The sequence below is a fragment of the Bradyrhizobium sp. CB2312 genome (assembly GCF_029714425.1).
In the GTDB taxonomy this organism is placed as follows: Bacteria; Pseudomonadota; Alphaproteobacteria; order Rhizobiales; family Xanthobacteraceae; genus Bradyrhizobium.
In genome coordinates, this window is sequence record NZ_CP121668.1 from 2,000,399 (window position 1) to 2,015,811 (window position 15,413).

Genomic DNA, 15,413 nt, shown 5'->3' on the forward strand with positions numbered 1-15,413 from the left:
AAAGTTCTCGCAATATTGGACGGCTTTGACAAACCGTTGTCGAACGGCCGCTTAACCCGAAACTTATGGGATCAACTCCGTGAGTTGGCGCTCAAGCCGAGCCTGAGGCTCGTTACTGCTAGTCGCCGAACGCTACGCGATCTAATCCGCAATCCTGAATCTCAAACCAGCGATTTCTGGGGCATTTTCGACCCGTCACCGGTGCGCGTTGGGTGTTTTGACGAGAACGACCTTGCAGCATTACTTCATCAGTTGCCGCATCTTAAGCTAACGGGTGGGGCTCAAACCGAGCTCTGGAACGCCAGCAATGGGTGTCCTGTGATGATGCTCGAGGCGCTAAACTGTCTCTGTGACGAAATCTCCGAGGCTGTCACGGTAACGCCGGAAGTGATGAAATCGTCGTGTGAAAGCGCCTATCCATACGTTAAGGACAAGATCGATTCGCTTTGGAGGGATTGTTCCCCTCAAGGCCAAGATCTTCTATTTCGAGTCATGGAAGAAGGTGCGGTACTTCGAACCGGCTCCATCGGCGCTGATGCCGAGAGTCTCATGGACAAGGGTTTCGTCCGGCTGGTTGGAAATAAGGTGCAGGGCGTTAGCCGACTTCTAGGAAGATACCTTGAAGAGCAGCCCAATGAGAATAGTGCGCTGCTCCGAATGTTCGGTGATGTCCATTCTTACAACAACAATTTGAAAGCAGCTTTGGAGCACCGGCTTAGCCAGGTCGAGAATTTGGATGGCGTACTCAATCGGTACCTCAGGCAGGGTGTTGGAGATTTTCCCGAGCATCCCGGAATGTTTCTTTCGAGCGTCCACGGCATGCTTGAACAAGCGCTTACGCTCATCTGGAAAGCAGAATGCTGGGACACTCAAAAAAATAGGCCGTGGATTCCAAGCGAATGGTTCTCTCTCTGGCAGCGGAATGAGGAGAAAATCCCAGAGGAATGGAAGACACGCTTCCCGGAGGGAGGCCAGCGGTTGCGCCTGCTCGATCTGATGACCGGAACGCAGAAGAGCGATCGACTAGCGCGCTGTGCGACCAAAAATACCTACGTGCTAGCGAATGCTTTGCAAGGATTTCGCGATTTTGGCGTTCATCCTAAGGCGGCTGAGATTGATCTCGGGACTGCCTACGCGGCGCTTCATCTTTGCGTCGAATTGGCGGCGCTGTTGGCAAGGGAGCTTCCGAACTCAAACTAGAACGTAGGGAGGATGCTTCCCGCTGCTCACTTTAGAGCTCCCGCGTTCTTCCTGAAATTGCATTCATAGCATTCGGCCTGAATATTACGGATATCGTCGGTCCCGCCGTGATAGACTGGGACTATATGACCTTTAGTCCACACCGCTTTGTATCGCGGATCTGGACGCGGGGCGATCGTTGCCCAGGAACGTTTGCGTTCAGCGCAGGTCGGAGACACAGCGAGTACAGCGCGCCATTCGGATGCCGTGTGCTTTCCGCCGTTCGCGGCGAGGCGCGTGTTGCGACTTCTACCGCGTGCGTTGCGGCAATCCATGCAGCGGTTCCAGTTATTGAAACGGCCGCCACCGCACTTCGTGCAGATCCTGCCGTCTTCTTTGTCTCTCGACATAAGTCTCTTCTCGCAAATCGGATCGGAGGGCCTACTTAGACCTGCGACCGCTTTTGGCGGTTCGTTCCTGGCTGCCCATTAGCAAAAAGTGTTTCGTGACGAAACATTTACTGCGTTGTGGGAAGAACACAAAGACGAGCGACGGACTGTGTTTCGGCATGGAATAAGGACCCCGTATTCGGGGTAATCGGCATCCAATCGGGACCCCGGGACAAGGGTCCACAGTGGCTTCCATCGAGTCATGGAAGCCGAGGTTGGGATGCTGGTGGTGGAGACGATTGGTAAGATCCGTCGCGCCTACTTTGTTGATGGTCGTCCGATCAAGGCGATCTGCCGAGAACTTGGCGTATCGCGGAAGGTGGTTCGCAAGGTCATTCGTTCTCAAGCGACGGAGTTCCGGTATGAGCGCGAGACGCAGCCGCTCCCGAAGATGGGTGCCTGGAGTGCCGAGCTTGACCGGTTGCTGGCAGGGAATGAGAGCAAGTCGGCGCGGGAACGGCTGACGCTGATCCGTATATTCGAAGAGCTTCGCGGCCTCGGTTATGTCGGCGGCTATGATGCGGTTCGTCGATACGCACGACGGTGGAGCAAGGAACGCGGCACCTCGACAGCGTCGGCGTATGTGCCGCTGAGCTTTGCACCAGGCGAAGCCTACCAGTTCGACTGGAGCCACGAGGTCGTCCTGCTGAGCGGCACCACAGTGATGGTGAAGGCTGCTCATGTCCGGCTCTGTCACAGCCGCATGCTGTTCGTGCGGGCCTATCCGCGAGAGACGCAGGAGATGGTGTTCGACGCCCACGACCGGGCGTTCGCCCTGTTCAAAGGCACCTGCACCCGCGGCATCTACGACAACATGAAGACCGCCGTAGAGACGATCTTCGTCGGTAAAGGCCGTCTCTACAATCGCCGCTTCCTGCAGATGTGCAGCTACTATCTGGTCGATCCGGTCGCCTGCACGCCGGCGTCGGGCTGGGAGAAGGGGCAGGTCGAGAACCAGGTCGGGCTGGTCCGCGAACGCTTCTTCACCCCGCGGCTGCGCTTCAAGAACCTCGACGAGTTAAACGCCTGGCTGCTCGACAAATGCATCGCCTACGCCAAGGCTCATCGCCATCCGGAGCTGACCGATCAGACGATCTGGGACGTGTTCGAAGCCGAGCGCCCCAAACTCGTTCCCTATGCCGGCCGCTTCGACGGCTTCCATGCGGTGACGGCATCGGTCTCGAAGACCTGCCTGGTGCGCTTCGACAACAACAAGTACTCCGTCGCAGCCAGCGCAGTCGGACGACCGGTCGAGGTTCAAGCCTATGCCGATCGTATCGTGATCCGTCAGGATGGGCGCATCGTTGCCGAGCACCCGCGATCCTTTGGCCGCGGCGATACCGTCTACGACCCCTGGCATTATGTGCCGGTGCTCGCCCGCAAACCCGGCGCCTTGCGCAACGGTGCTCCCTTCAAAGACTGGGTGCTGCCGGCTGCGATCGAGCGGATCCGGCGCAAGCTTGCCAGCACCGACGATGGCAATCGGCAGATGGTCGACATCCTCAACGCGGTGCTGACTGACGGTCTGCCCGCGGTGGAAGCGGCCTGTGCCGAAGCGCTCGGTCATGGCGTCCATTCCGCCGATGTCGTTCTCAATATCCTGGCCCGTCAACGTGAACCCGCCCCACCGGCCAACATCATGACGCCGGCCGCACTGACACTCCGTCATGCACCGATCGCCGATTGTGCCCGCTACGACAACCTCCGGAGGACCATCTGATGGAACGAACCCAAATCTTCGACCTCATGGGCGAACTCAAGCTCTACGGCATGAAGGCTGCCTTCGACGAGATCATGGCAACTGCCGTCAAGCGCCAGCACGAACCCCAGCGCATTGTCGGCGACCTGCTCAACGCCGAGATCAACGAGAAGCAAGCCCGCTCGATCAAATACCAGCTCACCATTGCCAAGCTGCCGCTTGCCAAGGACATCGCGGACTTCCAGTTCGACGGCACGCCGATCAATCAAACTCTCGTCAATGATCTCGCTGGCGGCGGCTTTATCGCCCAGCAACGCAACGTCGTGCTGGTTGGCGGCACCGGCACAGGCAAGACCCATCTGGCCATCGCCATTGCCAGAAGTTGCATCCGCGATGGTGCTAGAGGACGCTTCTACAACGTCGTCGATCTCGTCAACCGGCTCGAGACCGAGACCCGCAACGGACGGCAGGGACGGCTCGCTGAGCATCTGACCCGCATGGACTTCATCGTTCTCGACGAGCTGGGCTATCTGCCGTTCGCGCAATCGGGCGGTCAGCTCCTGTTCCATCTCATCAGCCGGCTCTACGAGCGCACCTCCATCATTGTCACCACCAATCTTGCGTTCGGCGAATGGCCCAGCGTGTTCGGCGATGCCAAAATGACCACCGCGCTACTCGACCGATTGACCCATCACTGCGACATCGTTGAGACCGGCAACGACAGTTGGCGCTTCAAAAGCCGCGACGATGTTCAAACAACCCGCGCTCGCGCCGTCTCCGCAACCCCGACCAGCTCCGACGACCCGAGCGCTACCAGCAGAGCGCGCCGATCAAAGGGGTCCCTTTTGGATGCCGATAGGGGGTCCCAGTCGAACGCCGATTGACAGACTCCTGAGGGGACATGAGGCGGTACAATAACAACTACTTTGACTTGTTATATTCGCATAGTTTGCGCGTAAGAATGTGCGACGACTTATTTGCTTTAACCAGAGCCGAAATGGAAGCATTGGGAAAAGCTCTTGAGACCGATCTCGACGGGCACGAAGAGCCGCTTCGTGCCGCGTTTGCTCTATTTGCAAACTCGATCGTGGCCGATATTTCGATTGGTCGCCGCCTCCATCTTTCGAACTACCTCTCCGACTTAGCGAAAACGGCGGAACACTTGGTTGATTTGATCGAAGAGCCTTCAAATATCTCAGACGAATATCCGCTTGTTCATTACCAGCTGACATCGAACTGGGACAAGGCGAGGTCAAGTTTGAGCAAGGGCCAGCTTGCGAATTTGGCAAGGGAGCTCAGAAGTTTATTCGACGACGCGACTCGCATTGCAAAGGACCATCCGGCTGAAAAAAGAGCCGCGGGTCGCAAATCGTATGCTGCCGCTAGAGAGCTCTTGCTGTCATTGCGGTCGCTTGCGATGCAAGCCGGAGTCGAGCTGTCGAATAATAGAAACCGGGATGCATTCAGGCGCTTCAAAAGCTTTGCAACGATCGCCATCGGGCTGGCCGCGTCAAAAGGTCGGGATAAGCTTGAGGTGCTCAAACTGCCCGACGAGCTGGACAAAGGTGTGCGCACAGCTCTGGGCTGGCAAGAACGCCTCGTTATCCCGCGCCTGAGCTGGCACCTCAGGGAAGCCTTGAAGGAAGAGGATTTGGAGCAAAAATCAAATCTATAAATTTGAATTCTGTCCTTAGTTGCTGTGCCGATGAAGAGTATTGCAACCCTCGCGGATATCAAATTGCGAGGCATAGATGGCAGGGCAGACTACGGCAGACGGCGTGGGCGAGAGCTCTTTCGAACTGGCGAAGCCGCAGAAGCGCCGCGGCGGCATGGGCCATAACTCCGGGGTCGTCTCTGAGGCCCTGCAGGAAGATCTTTCGTACGAAACAATCTCGAAGCACCTCTCGTTGGCACAGGTGAAGGTCTCCGAATACGACGCCGCGTGGCGGTCCTGCGCTGCAGAACTTGAGAAGAAGGGCGCGGAAACGCTGCTGTCCGCGATTCTGTGCGGCGTTCTGGCAACCCTTTGCACTGGTCCCGCCGTTGTTGGAGTTGTCGTTGTTTGGGCGGTGACTTGGCTGTCCGGGAACGCGCGTTCCGCTTTCCCGGCTCTCGCGCTCGCTAGCCTAGTTGTCTTCGCCGCGACTGCGGCCCGGGTTGAGGTGCCCCATATCTTGGCAGGCTTTCGATCGTACCTCAAAGCCGTCACGCAATACGGCGCGGCGGGCATCTACAACATATGGATCAGGTCGTTTGCAGAGCCCACAGAATGGCTGACCAATTTCCCAATCGGTCTGCTCGTCGCGTCGGCCGTTGTTCTACTGCGAGACGCGAGGAAGCGTTCGTTCTCGGCCGAGCTGCTTGCGACGAAATTTCCCTCCCGCCGCCGAGACGCGCCCCTCGTGCGCCTCCGTCGCTGGTGGCTCTCGCGTCGTCCGCATGTCAAGGGACTTATTACGCTCGGTACTGACCACGTGACGGGCGCTCGCGTCACCATCGGGGTCACGGCGATGCTGCGTCATACGCTTGCCGTCGGTTCGACCGGAACTGGAAAGACCACCACGATTCGGGTCCTCGTCGAGGAATGGCTCCGCGCAGGGTTTTCCGTGGTCTTTGTATGTGGAAAGGGAGATTCCACGCTGGCCACCGAGAATTGCGCTCTTGCTGAACGGTTGGGAGCCGAAACCTACCTCTTCGATGCGAACGATCCCAGCCGCTCGTGCATCTACAATCCGGTCTCATACGGCGACGCGACAAGCCGTGCCAACAGAGTGATGGCAATGTCGGATCACAGCGAGCCGTTCTTCTACAAGATTAATCTCGGTGTTGCGCAGACCCTATTTACGGTCCTGGAGGCGATAGGTTTCCGCATCGACTTCCTCCAGGTAGCGCGATATCTCGATCTGAAGAGCTTGCTCGTTGCGCTTCGACGCAAGAACTTTGTTAATCGCGAGCACGTTCAGTCGCTTGCAAATCAGATCGTCGAACAACAGAAGAACGAGCAACACATCGCGGGCTTGCGAGCAGACATTCGTAATCTATCTCAATCATCTCTGGCGCCGCTTTTCGACACTCGCGATTCGAATCGAAAAGTCATCGAGCTTGCCCAGGTCCGAGCCGAGAACTCATATGTGCACTTCGTGCTGCCGGCGCTGGCCTATCCGGATTGGACACGTCAGCTTGGCCGGTTGATCGTCGAGGATATCAAAGCTGCCTCGGCCGTGAACGAAACGCCCTGGCTCATCGTGTTGGACGAGGCCCACAGCTACGCTGCCGAGAATCTGATTTCCCTTGCGAGCATGGGACGGTCCTTCAATCTCGCACTGGTCATTGGGACGCAGGCCTATGCGCAGCTCCAGAACGTTTCCGCGAAAGGGCCGCACGCGTCATTCCTCGACGCTTTATTAGCGTCAATCAATTTGCACCTCATTCACGCGCTCAACGCGCCGTCCGACGCGGAGACGGCGGCAGCACTTATTGGAACGGCGGCCGATCTTGAAGTGACAGCGCAGACGGAAAGTGACCTTCCAAATTCCCTCGGCTCACTCCGATCCGTGCGTTCGTACAAGCACCACCCCGACCGGCTGAAGAGTTTGCCCATCGGAGAGGCAATCTTCCTGAACAAAGTCTCCGGAACTGTGTCCCATGTCAAAGTCCGCAAACCAAACTGAAAGGAACATCAAGATGCGCAGATTTGAGATCGTGAGTACCGCCAAACGTCCGCTGCGGTTCGTGGCGACCCAAATTTTCGGGGGCGATTTCATTGTTATTGGCGAGTCGGCAGCAGAGGTTAACGTGGAGGGAATCATCGATTGCCTTCGGGAGGAGGATGGATTCAAATATGGGAAGTGCCGGATTATGTGGGTGACACGCGCCCAGGATTCCATCACTGAGTACCGCATGGTGCGCGAACTTCACTTGCCGGAGACTGGGGGACGGAGTCCGTTTGAATGGGGAGATCCCTACTCCTTCGAGCACCTGACGGAGGACCTACAGAAAGCTGTGATCGCTTGCGAGGACCTCCTGGCGGCGCCGGGTCAGCTGCAACGCGTAGGGGGCGACTAATCTCGGGTCTTGCCCAAACGGATGGTGTAGCTCCAAAGAGCAAGTCCGCCCGCACGCGCGCCCTCACATGGCGCAGTAGCGGGCGAACGGCTTTACCATGGTTATCGATGGTTCGCCGTTAGGTCGGGGTCGCTGACACCAACCTGATGCAATCGACCACCTATGATGGAGAAGATTCTGCCGGGTGATACGGCAGCGTATTCTCTCGCGCTTCCCAGGCGACCAGCGCACACCCCTGTTCGGAAGCCGCTGGGTCGGTGAGAAAGGTTGCAAGGACATATCTTGTTCATTTATCGTTGCACCCGCCGGGAGGGGCGGATCAATGTCCAAGAAGCGTGGCGCCGTTGTCATAGGGGTCAATAAGACGGGCGGCTTGCCTGCTCTCCATGCTTCAGTCAGGGGCGCGGAAGACTTCGGAAAATGGCTCGCTGAAGAGGGCTTTGAGGTCGTGACCATCACCGACGGCGCCGGTCCCGTGACTCACGGACAAATCGCTAGGGCAGTCGAAAGGTTTGTCAACTCTGGGACCTTCCAGCAGCTTATCATCTATTTTTCCGGACATGGCTACTGGAAGAATGAAGCGGAGCTTTGGCTCCTCACCGATGCGCCCGCCGACGCTAACGCAGCGGTTAGCTGGGCCGAGACCGCCGAGTTCGCCAAGGATTGCGGAATACCCAGCGTCGTTCTGATCTCTGATGCATGCCGCACGATTCCTAATACGCCCCGCGCGCTCAAGGTGCGAGGAAGCATCATCTTTCCCAATGAAGACGTGCAGCGAACTCGCGCAAAGGTCGACAAGTTCGTTGCTGCAGCGCAGGGCACCTCGGCTTTTGAGGCGCCAATAGGCGAGCAGCAGGCCACGGAAAACGTCTTCACCCACTGTTTCCTGCAGGCCTTCGAAAAGCCTGATCCAGACATGGTTCGCGAAATCGTGGAGGACGGCAAAGCCATCAAGATCATTCCCAACCGTGCGCTTGGCAAATACCTGCAGCGCGAAGTCACGTCGTTGCTGGCAAGTGTAAACATCCAGCTGAACCAGGCCCCCGATGCCGAGGTGCTCTCCGATGATGACGTCTACATTGGCAAAGCCAGGTTGCAGGCTGATTTGAGTGGCGACATTGCGGACGTGGTGCCTTCCCCACCAGCGGTTCATATGAGGGACGTGGCGTCGCTTGCTCTGGAAGAAGCGCTGGGACAGCAGACAGCGATTGAGCCGGATGAGATACGCGCGATCCACAGGCTCGCGCAGGAGGCCGAATTCGAGAATGTCATCGCCAGGGTCGGAACGATCGTACCAGAGGTCCGTCGCTTCGAGACAGGGACGGGTTTCGCCATCGTTGGCGCAGTAATCTCGGACGCCATTGTAGCGAACGGCGAGCGCCCTATCATTCGTTCGCATGGGGACGACCAGAATCCAGGGGTCATTCGAGTTGAGGCGCACCTCGCTCCTGCGTGCACAGTTATGGTCAGGTTTACAAATGGCTGCGGCGCGGCACTCCCCGCCTTGAACGAGTTCATTGGCCATGTAGTCGTGGACGGCGGGAAGATCGTGAATGTCAGTTACGTGCCCTCGGAAAACACGCACCGTTGGGCGGACTACAGCAATCGTCGGGAACGGTTGGATCGCTTGCGTGCGGCAGCGGCTGCTGCTGCCCAGTTCGGTGTGTTTCGGCTGAATGACAGGCAGAGAGCCAGTGACCTCGCCGAGCAAGTCCGTGTCGAAAAGGGCCTCGATCCTACGTTGGGGATATACGCAGCTTACGCCTATTCAGAGGCCGATCGACGTGAGGACGTCCAATCGGTTCTCGATTTCATGGTTCAGGATCTGGACTGCCGGTTGTTCGACATCGCCCTACTAGCCCGGCAGATTACGGACCGAGTTAATCCCGGCCCGCCGGTTGTTCCATTCTGTCCGACATTGACGCAGGGCTGGAATCTGTTGCGTGCACGGGGCGTGACGCTTCCCGGCGTTCTCGATGAAGCCCAAGACGAACTTGAGCCGGCCCTCTGGACGACTTTTGCGCCAGCGCGCGCGCAGGCGATTTTTTACGCGATCGAACGCGGTGAGTTGGGAGAAATCCGATGAGAATTTTGTTGGTGCATGGTCGTAGCCAGGGTGGCAAAGATCCCCTGAAGCTGAAAGCGGAATGGATCGAAACCTTGACGAAGGGGCTGCACAAGGCAGGCTTGTCACTGCCTGCCGACGTCGCATTTGATTTTCCATTCTACGGTGACCGTCTCGACCAGTTTGTTCAGCAGTTCGAATTACCAGCCGATCCGGCCATCATTCCCAAAGGCAGTCCGGTATTCGACGAGTACGCTGAATTTCGAGCGCAGGTGGCCGATGAGATGCGGCTTCGTGCCGGCATTGGCGATGCGCAGGTTCAGGCTGAATTGGGGCCAGTACCCGCCGAGAAGGGAATTCAAAACTGGAAATGGGTACAGGCCGTCGTTCGCCTTATCGATCGCCGTCTGACAGGCGTATCGCAAGACACGATTGAAGTCTTCCTGCGAGACGTGTTCCTGTACACGCAGCGTGACATGGTCCGTAATGCTGTCGATCAGATCGTCGCAGACATGCTGTCAAAGGACACGGCAGTGGTCGTTGGACATTCACTGGGCAGCGTCGTGGCGTATAGCGTCCTCAAGGCAAAGCCGGGCCAGGTTCCTCTTTACGTGTCGGTCGGCTCACCTCTTGCGATTCGTGCGGTTCGAAAGCGCCTGACCCCGATCTCAAACCCGGTTGGCGGCAAGGGGTGGTACAACGCCTATGATCCACGAGACATCGTTGCGCTATATCCTCTCGACGGAGACAATTTCGACGTGAACCCGTCGATCACCAACAATGGCGCGGTCAACAATCATACTGACAACAGACACGGCATCATTGGCTATCTGGACAATGTCGACGTAGCAAAGATCGTCTGGTCTGGCCTGCAATAGTTGAGCCGTCGACATTTCATCCTGCCGAACGGTCGAGGTTGCAGATTGCATGACACCGGAAGTCAAAGCGGCGATTGGGCGGTTGCGAGCGATCCGGCTGGATGGCAAGGAGGGCGTCGGAAGTGCATTCGTTGTCGGCAAACGACATCTGCTGACAGCGTTTCATGTCGTTGGTGATCGGGCCGCGAGCGCGGCGAAGGGATCGCTGGCGTTGTATCGGGACCTGTGGTTCGAGCCAATGGGGCTCGAGTCTGAACGCGTTTCCGTCAAGATCGTCGAGGATGCGAGCGATGCAGTGGCGGATTGGGCGTTGCTGGAGGCGACCCGCGACTTTTCTGGGATTCGTCCGCTGCCGCTTGGTGAAATCGCCGAGAGCGAGATTGAGGGTCAGCTTGGCAAACTACTTTTCGAGACCTGGGGGTTTCCGACGCTTGCGCGTCTGACCGGAAGTGGTGTTGCGATCTCCGGCCGCGTCCAGGATCGCGACGCGCGATATCAGGATGCATGGACGTATCAGCTCTTCAGCGAAAATGCCGCAGCAGCCCTGGGAGATCCTCTAAATGGATTGTCAGGCGCTCCATGCCTCGTGGACGGCGCTGTCGTCGGTATCATTCGGTCAAACCTCATCGCCCAAGCCAGGACCGGAGCGGTCGAAGTGCCGCATATCGCGGGCGGCATTCTCTATGCTTGCCCATTGGCAACAACCAGCTTGCAAGAACGCTGCGCGTCCTACGGGCTTGCGCTCGATCCGATCCGCGGTCTGCCAGGACTGCCACGTCAAAAGCTTCCAGTTGAGCCGTTCCGATATCTTCACTGGTATGGCACCGAGCATGCGGAGGTGTTCTTCGGAAGGAACCGCAAGGTTCGCAGCCTTTACTTCCAGGTGACCGATGAAAATACACCTGCCGTCACGCTGTTTTATGGCGCCTCCGGAATAGGAAAGTCGTCTCTCCTGGAGGCGGGTTTGTTGCCACGCTTGTCACTCTATCATGAGGTCGGAGTCTCCCGGCGGGAAGCTTCAAGGCGATTGATCGATATCTTCAGTGATACGCTGGATGTCGCGCGAACTGCATCACAGGAGACCGGCCGCCCGGCCGTCATTGTGCTCGACCAGATCGAGGAGGTCTTCGCGGACCCCAAGGTCGATGGGAACGCCGAGTTAGTGTCGCTGGCGCAACGCATCAAGGGTGAGTTAGCGCAGCGAAATGATCACCTTCTCAAGATCATCCTGTCTTTTCGGAGCGAGTGGCTCGCCAACGTGCGCACCCGATTGACTGATGAAGGGTTGGCTGTCGGTGAGTTCTATCTAGAGCGGCTGGCGCGGGACGAGATCGAGGAAATTGTGCGCGGGATCAGCAGTACTGAACGCCTGCGAAAGTTCTATCAATTTGCGGTGGACAAGGACCTGCCGCGGCGCGTGGCAGACGACCTGTTGGAAGACCCCTCATCACCGGTCAGCCCGGTTCTGAGCATCATTCTGACGAGAATGTGGAACGAGGCCAGGAATGGCCGCCCCGATGAATGGAGGCTTAGCGTCCAGACTTATGAAGAGCGCATGCGGAGCAGGTTGGATCTCAACCGCTTCCTCGCCGAGCAGCTGGATGCAGTGGCTCAAACGCATCCGGAGGACATTGCGTCTGGCTTGGTCACGGATGTGTTGTACCGGCATACAACCGGCTACGGGACAGCAACGGAGCTATCAGGATCGGAGATCGAGAAGCTGTACGGCAAGAGCGTCAGCGGTGGGCAGGCCGATCACGTGCTCGATGTGATGAGGTCCCTGGGTACTAACTCATTGCTGTATTCGATCGAACACAACACCACCGTCTCGCCCGGAGAACAGGGCGGCATCACTCGATTAGCTCACGACACTCTGGCACCGTTGGTTCGTGCAAATTACGATACATCGGTGAAGCCTGGGCAGCGGGCAGAACGCATCCTTCAGAGCCGGGTTCAGGACTGGGACCCTGCTCATCCGGAGAGTGGTCTTATTGACCCGGTCGACCTTGCCGTGGTCGAGCACGGAAAATCGGGGATGCGCGCGTGGACCGAGCGCGAGGCCTCGCTCATCGCTGCGTCGGCAGCGTCTCGCGATCAGTCAGCTCGGCGCGATAAGGTAGCGAAGGCTTTCGCTGTGCTTGCCGTCCTGTTGATTGCTGCTGTCACGGGCGTAGCAGCGACCTTCTATTTCAAAGGCAACCATTGGCTCGATCTGTACAAGACAGCCACAGCGAGATTCTATCTTGCGGAGTCTCTCGGTTCGCTCCAACCTGATCCAAAATTCAACAATCCAGCCGCAGCGCTCGCGCTCGCGTATGCAGCTCAATCAATCAAGCCAAATCCACGCGCGTCGGAGATCATCGCTAAAGCATTGCAAAGTGTCCCATACTGGAGAAAGCTAGATTTGGGCGGGAGCCCGGTGCTCTTCGAGGAAGATGACGAAGGAGATCAAACTGTCGTAACACCAGATATCAGGCGCGTCGTTGTTCGATCTGACACTAACAGACTAAAGATCTGGGATGTGGACAATGATCGCATCATCGATCAAGTCGATCTGATGCCTGATGAGAGAGTCAACATTGCGGCCCGACATCGCGGAGCGGTACTGGTGATCAAACGGCCCGATGGCAATGGCCAGGGGCTGAGTTCGTTTCGGCTTTTTGATCTCACCGCTGAGCGGCCGCTAGAAGCACTCACAACAATAGTTCAGGGAGCCAGGGACGTAACATGCGCCGAGAATGCCAGTCGATGTTTTTTCCTCTTCCCGGATGGGAAGATCGAATTATTCGACAATGTTAAAGGCATTCGCAAAGCTGCTGCCTCCAACTTGTCGTATGGCGCCGCTCATAAGCTTGTGACGGACGCTGGGGGAGACGCCCTTGTCATAGCCGGTCCCGAGCGAAGTTACATTCTCAGGTCGGACCCGAACGGTAACCTTGTTCAGGTCTTTGAGGAATCCGGCGAATCCTCTCAGCTAAATTGGTTGTGGTTCTCCGATCGGCGGAAGTTGATGGTGATTCACACAAGCACCGCCGACCTCTTCGATCTCGAGCAGTCAACGCGCGGCTCCGTGGACTTGTTTGCGAAGAGCGATGATCGGAATTACTGGGCACCACGCACAATCTGCGTGTCCGACGATGGCGAGAAGATACTTGTCGCAGATGGAAGCCGAGCTGGAACTGTTGAGCAATTAACCATCGAGTGGAAAGCGGCTCCTTTTGTTACAGCTCGAACAACCTTACTGAGCGCAGACAAGCAATCAACGCAGTCAGGATCGTGCGTTGTCTCTCCGAATGGAAAATATGCGGCTGTTATAAAATCCGTGGGAGGTGGGGAAAGCACGTTGGCATCCTGGATCGAGTGGTTGCCGCTTAAGGAGGGAGCTACTGAAACCTCCTTCAGATCAGAATGGGAATTGTCGACGCAGGGAAGTGCGCTCTCCCATGTAGCATATAGTTTGGATTCGTCTCGCATTTTGGCTTGGCGTCAAGGTGTAGGGATGTTCGTGTTCCGTGTTCGCTCGACAGACCTCCCGCCGCTGGCCCAGTTGCCCTTCATTCAGATGTCGCCGGCGTTGCCCGATCCGATTTATCGCCGATTTTCGCCGAAAACCATCAGCGCTACGCGTCAGAATTCAGTTTTGATCGCGTACTCGGACAATGATGTCCGTCACTACGACTTTGCCGCGGGTGCTGAGAAGATCGTTCCTATACGTGACATTGGCGCAATTCTTGATGGTGATGTTCTTGACGATGGAACGATCACGGTTTGTGGCGCTGGGGGGATCTACCGCCTCGCGAGCGACGGGAAGGCTGCATCAGTTGAGAGCCCAGGCCCGGTGCACCAATGCTACGTGAGCGACAACGTCGCTGTTCTGCAGTTGACAAATAGTGCTCTCGTCTACGATGCAACGTTGCTGACACAAATCGGAAAGATAGCTCTGCCATCAAAGCTGCAGTGGTTCGGGACTAAAATCACATCGGAAGCGATAAATGTGTACGCCACGGAGGATGGCAACAGATTCCTGCGCTGGACGACTCGCAGGTCGAGCCCAGAGGCGTTCGGCTCCTCGAAGAGTATTCAACTGAATCTCATCAAGACCGATGGTCGAGTTCGGCGTCGCAGCGACTTACGATGGCGGTTCGACGAAATTTTTCTGCTAACTATCCAATTCATCGAGCAGTTCAAGTCTGTTTTGAAGGTCTATGATATCGAAACAGGCGCTGAAACCTCGCGCCTCGGAGCGCCCAATGGTGGTTGGCCCGAGTGGATTGAGGATATCTCTTACGTCCAGAGAACCCCGCAGGGAGACCTGGCAATGGTCCTTCAGATTGGATGTCGTGGCAGAGGGATTGGAAGTTGCGTCGGGGTCGGTGTGTGGCCCGCTGCCGGCGGACCTCCACGCTATTGGGTCGAAGTGAATGGTGTAGAGGGCAATGTTGTCGCGGGCCGACCTGTGGCGGGTGATCCGGTCGGGCAGATTGTCTTGCAAGACTTCAAGAAGCTGACATGGCTGCGGATCGCGGATGGATCGATCATTGGTTCGCTAACGCTCATGGATATCGGGTCTAGCCAGCCGCCGATCCCCTGGCCTTCTCTGGATGCCACTGGCCGTTGGCAATTGCCATCTGAAGCGGGTTACCGCGCGGTAATTGATGCGATGCGCTTAGGCGGCCTGCACGATGCATCCTCGCTTACAAGCGCCACAATAGGTGCGGCCGAAGAGACGATGCCTGAGGAGCTTAAGTAGTCAGTCGTCGAGCGTCGGCAGCGAGGCTGGGGCCATATTCGGCAGTGGCTCTTCAGCGGCCTGGCTTGGCCGCAGAAGGCAATGATTGAGAACCCTTCACGCATTTCGGAAAGTGAAGCTCCGGTCCGGAGAGAGCTTTATACAAGTTGAGATGCCGCCCATCTTGGCAATAGCGGCCCGATTTGGCCGACGTTCCACAGCACGAAACTCAGGGATCGATTCGACCCGCTGCGGTTGCATTTGGAGCCGGTAAATTGTATCACCAGCACAAGACACAGTCGCTTAGACGCGGCGATTTTCGTTGATTTCGCTGAAGAATTTCTGGCCA

General features: G+C 57.2%; 8 protein-coding genes and 1 pseudogene. All 9 read left to right on the forward strand.

Translation table 11 applies throughout. The annotated features are described in order from the left end of the window. Nucleotides 1-15 precede the first annotated feature (15 nt). The 9 genes and pseudogenes from QA642_RS09525 to QA642_RS09565 all read left to right on the forward strand — a co-directional run bounded on the left by QA642_RS09525 (nt 16) and on the right by QA642_RS09565 (nt 15,085). Nucleotides 16-1,200 carry a hypothetical protein gene (locus tag QA642_RS09525; protein WP_283084420.1) on the forward strand — a complete coding sequence of 395 codons (1,185 nt, stop codon included), beginning with the start codon at nt 16-18 and terminating at the stop codon, nt 1,198-1,200. Nucleotides 1,201-1,848: 648 nt separating this feature from the next. Continuing rightward, a pseudogene (istA, locus tag QA642_RS09530) lies at nt 1,849-3,339 on the forward strand (IS21 family transposase); the annotation flags it as partial. An 8-nt stretch (nt 3,340-3,347) separates the two neighbouring features. Continuing rightward, entirely contained in the window at nt 3,348-4,211 is an 864-nt protein-coding gene (istB, locus tag QA642_RS09535) for an IS21-like element helper ATPase IstB (RefSeq protein WP_166107168.1), read from the forward strand. Nucleotides 4,212-4,324: 113 nt separating this feature from the next. Further along, nucleotides 4,325-5,002 carry a hypothetical protein gene (locus tag QA642_RS09540; protein WP_283084421.1) on the forward strand — a complete coding sequence of 226 codons (678 nt, stop codon included), beginning with the start codon at nt 4,325-4,327 and terminating at the stop codon, nt 5,000-5,002. A 76-nt stretch (nt 5,003-5,078) separates the two neighbouring features. Then, the gene (locus QA642_RS09545; RefSeq protein ID WP_283084422.1) at nt 5,079-6,998 is read left to right on the forward strand and encodes a helicase HerA-like domain-containing protein; all 1,920 of its coding nucleotides are present in this window, start codon (nt 5,079-5,081) and stop codon (nt 6,996-6,998) included. Between the two features lie 13 nt (nt 6,999-7,011). Next, complete coding sequence (locus tag QA642_RS09550) at nt 7,012-7,392, forward strand: hypothetical protein (protein ID WP_283084423.1); 381 nt, start codon at nt 7,012-7,014, stop codon at nt 7,390-7,392. A gap of 322 nt (nt 7,393-7,714) precedes the next feature. After that, a complete protein-coding gene (locus QA642_RS09555) occupies nt 7,715-9,478 on the forward strand; it encodes a caspase family protein (protein WP_283084424.1) in 1,764 nt (587 codons plus the stop codon). Further along, nucleotides 9,475-10,335, forward strand: a complete 861-nt coding sequence (locus QA642_RS09560; RefSeq protein ID WP_283084425.1) for a hypothetical protein — start codon at nt 9,475-9,477, stop codon at nt 10,333-10,335. Before QA642_RS09555 ends, QA642_RS09560 begins: the two co-directional genes overlap by 4 nt. 49 nt (nt 10,336-10,384) lie before the next feature. Next, complete coding sequence (locus QA642_RS09565; protein ID WP_283084426.1) at nt 10,385-15,085, forward strand: serine protease; 4,701 nt, start codon at nt 10,385-10,387, stop codon at nt 15,083-15,085. The last annotated feature ends 328 nt before the right edge of the window (nt 15,086-15,413 follow it).

Coding starts and splice junctions, on each gene's coding strand:
- istB (WP_166107168.1), top strand. CDS start 3,348: ATGGAACGAACCCAAATCTTCGACCTCATGGGCGAACTCAAGCTCTAC.
- QA642_RS09550 (WP_283084423.1), top strand. CDS start 7,012: ATGCGCAGATTTGAGATCGTGAGTACCGCCAAACGTCCGCTGCGGTTC.
- QA642_RS09555 (WP_283084424.1), top strand. CDS start 7,715: ATGTCCAAGAAGCGTGGCGCCGTTGTCATAGGGGTCAATAAGACGGGC.
- QA642_RS09545 (WP_283084422.1), top strand. CDS start 5,079: ATGGCAGGGCAGACTACGGCAGACGGCGTGGGCGAGAGCTCTTTCGAA.
- QA642_RS09560 (WP_283084425.1), top strand. CDS start 9,475: ATGAGAATTTTGTTGGTGCATGGTCGTAGCCAGGGTGGCAAAGATCCC.
- QA642_RS09540 (WP_283084421.1), top strand. CDS start 4,325: ATGGAAGCATTGGGAAAAGCTCTTGAGACCGATCTCGACGGGCACGAA.
- QA642_RS09565 (WP_283084426.1), top strand. CDS start 10,385: ATGACACCGGAAGTCAAAGCGGCGATTGGGCGGTTGCGAGCGATCCGG.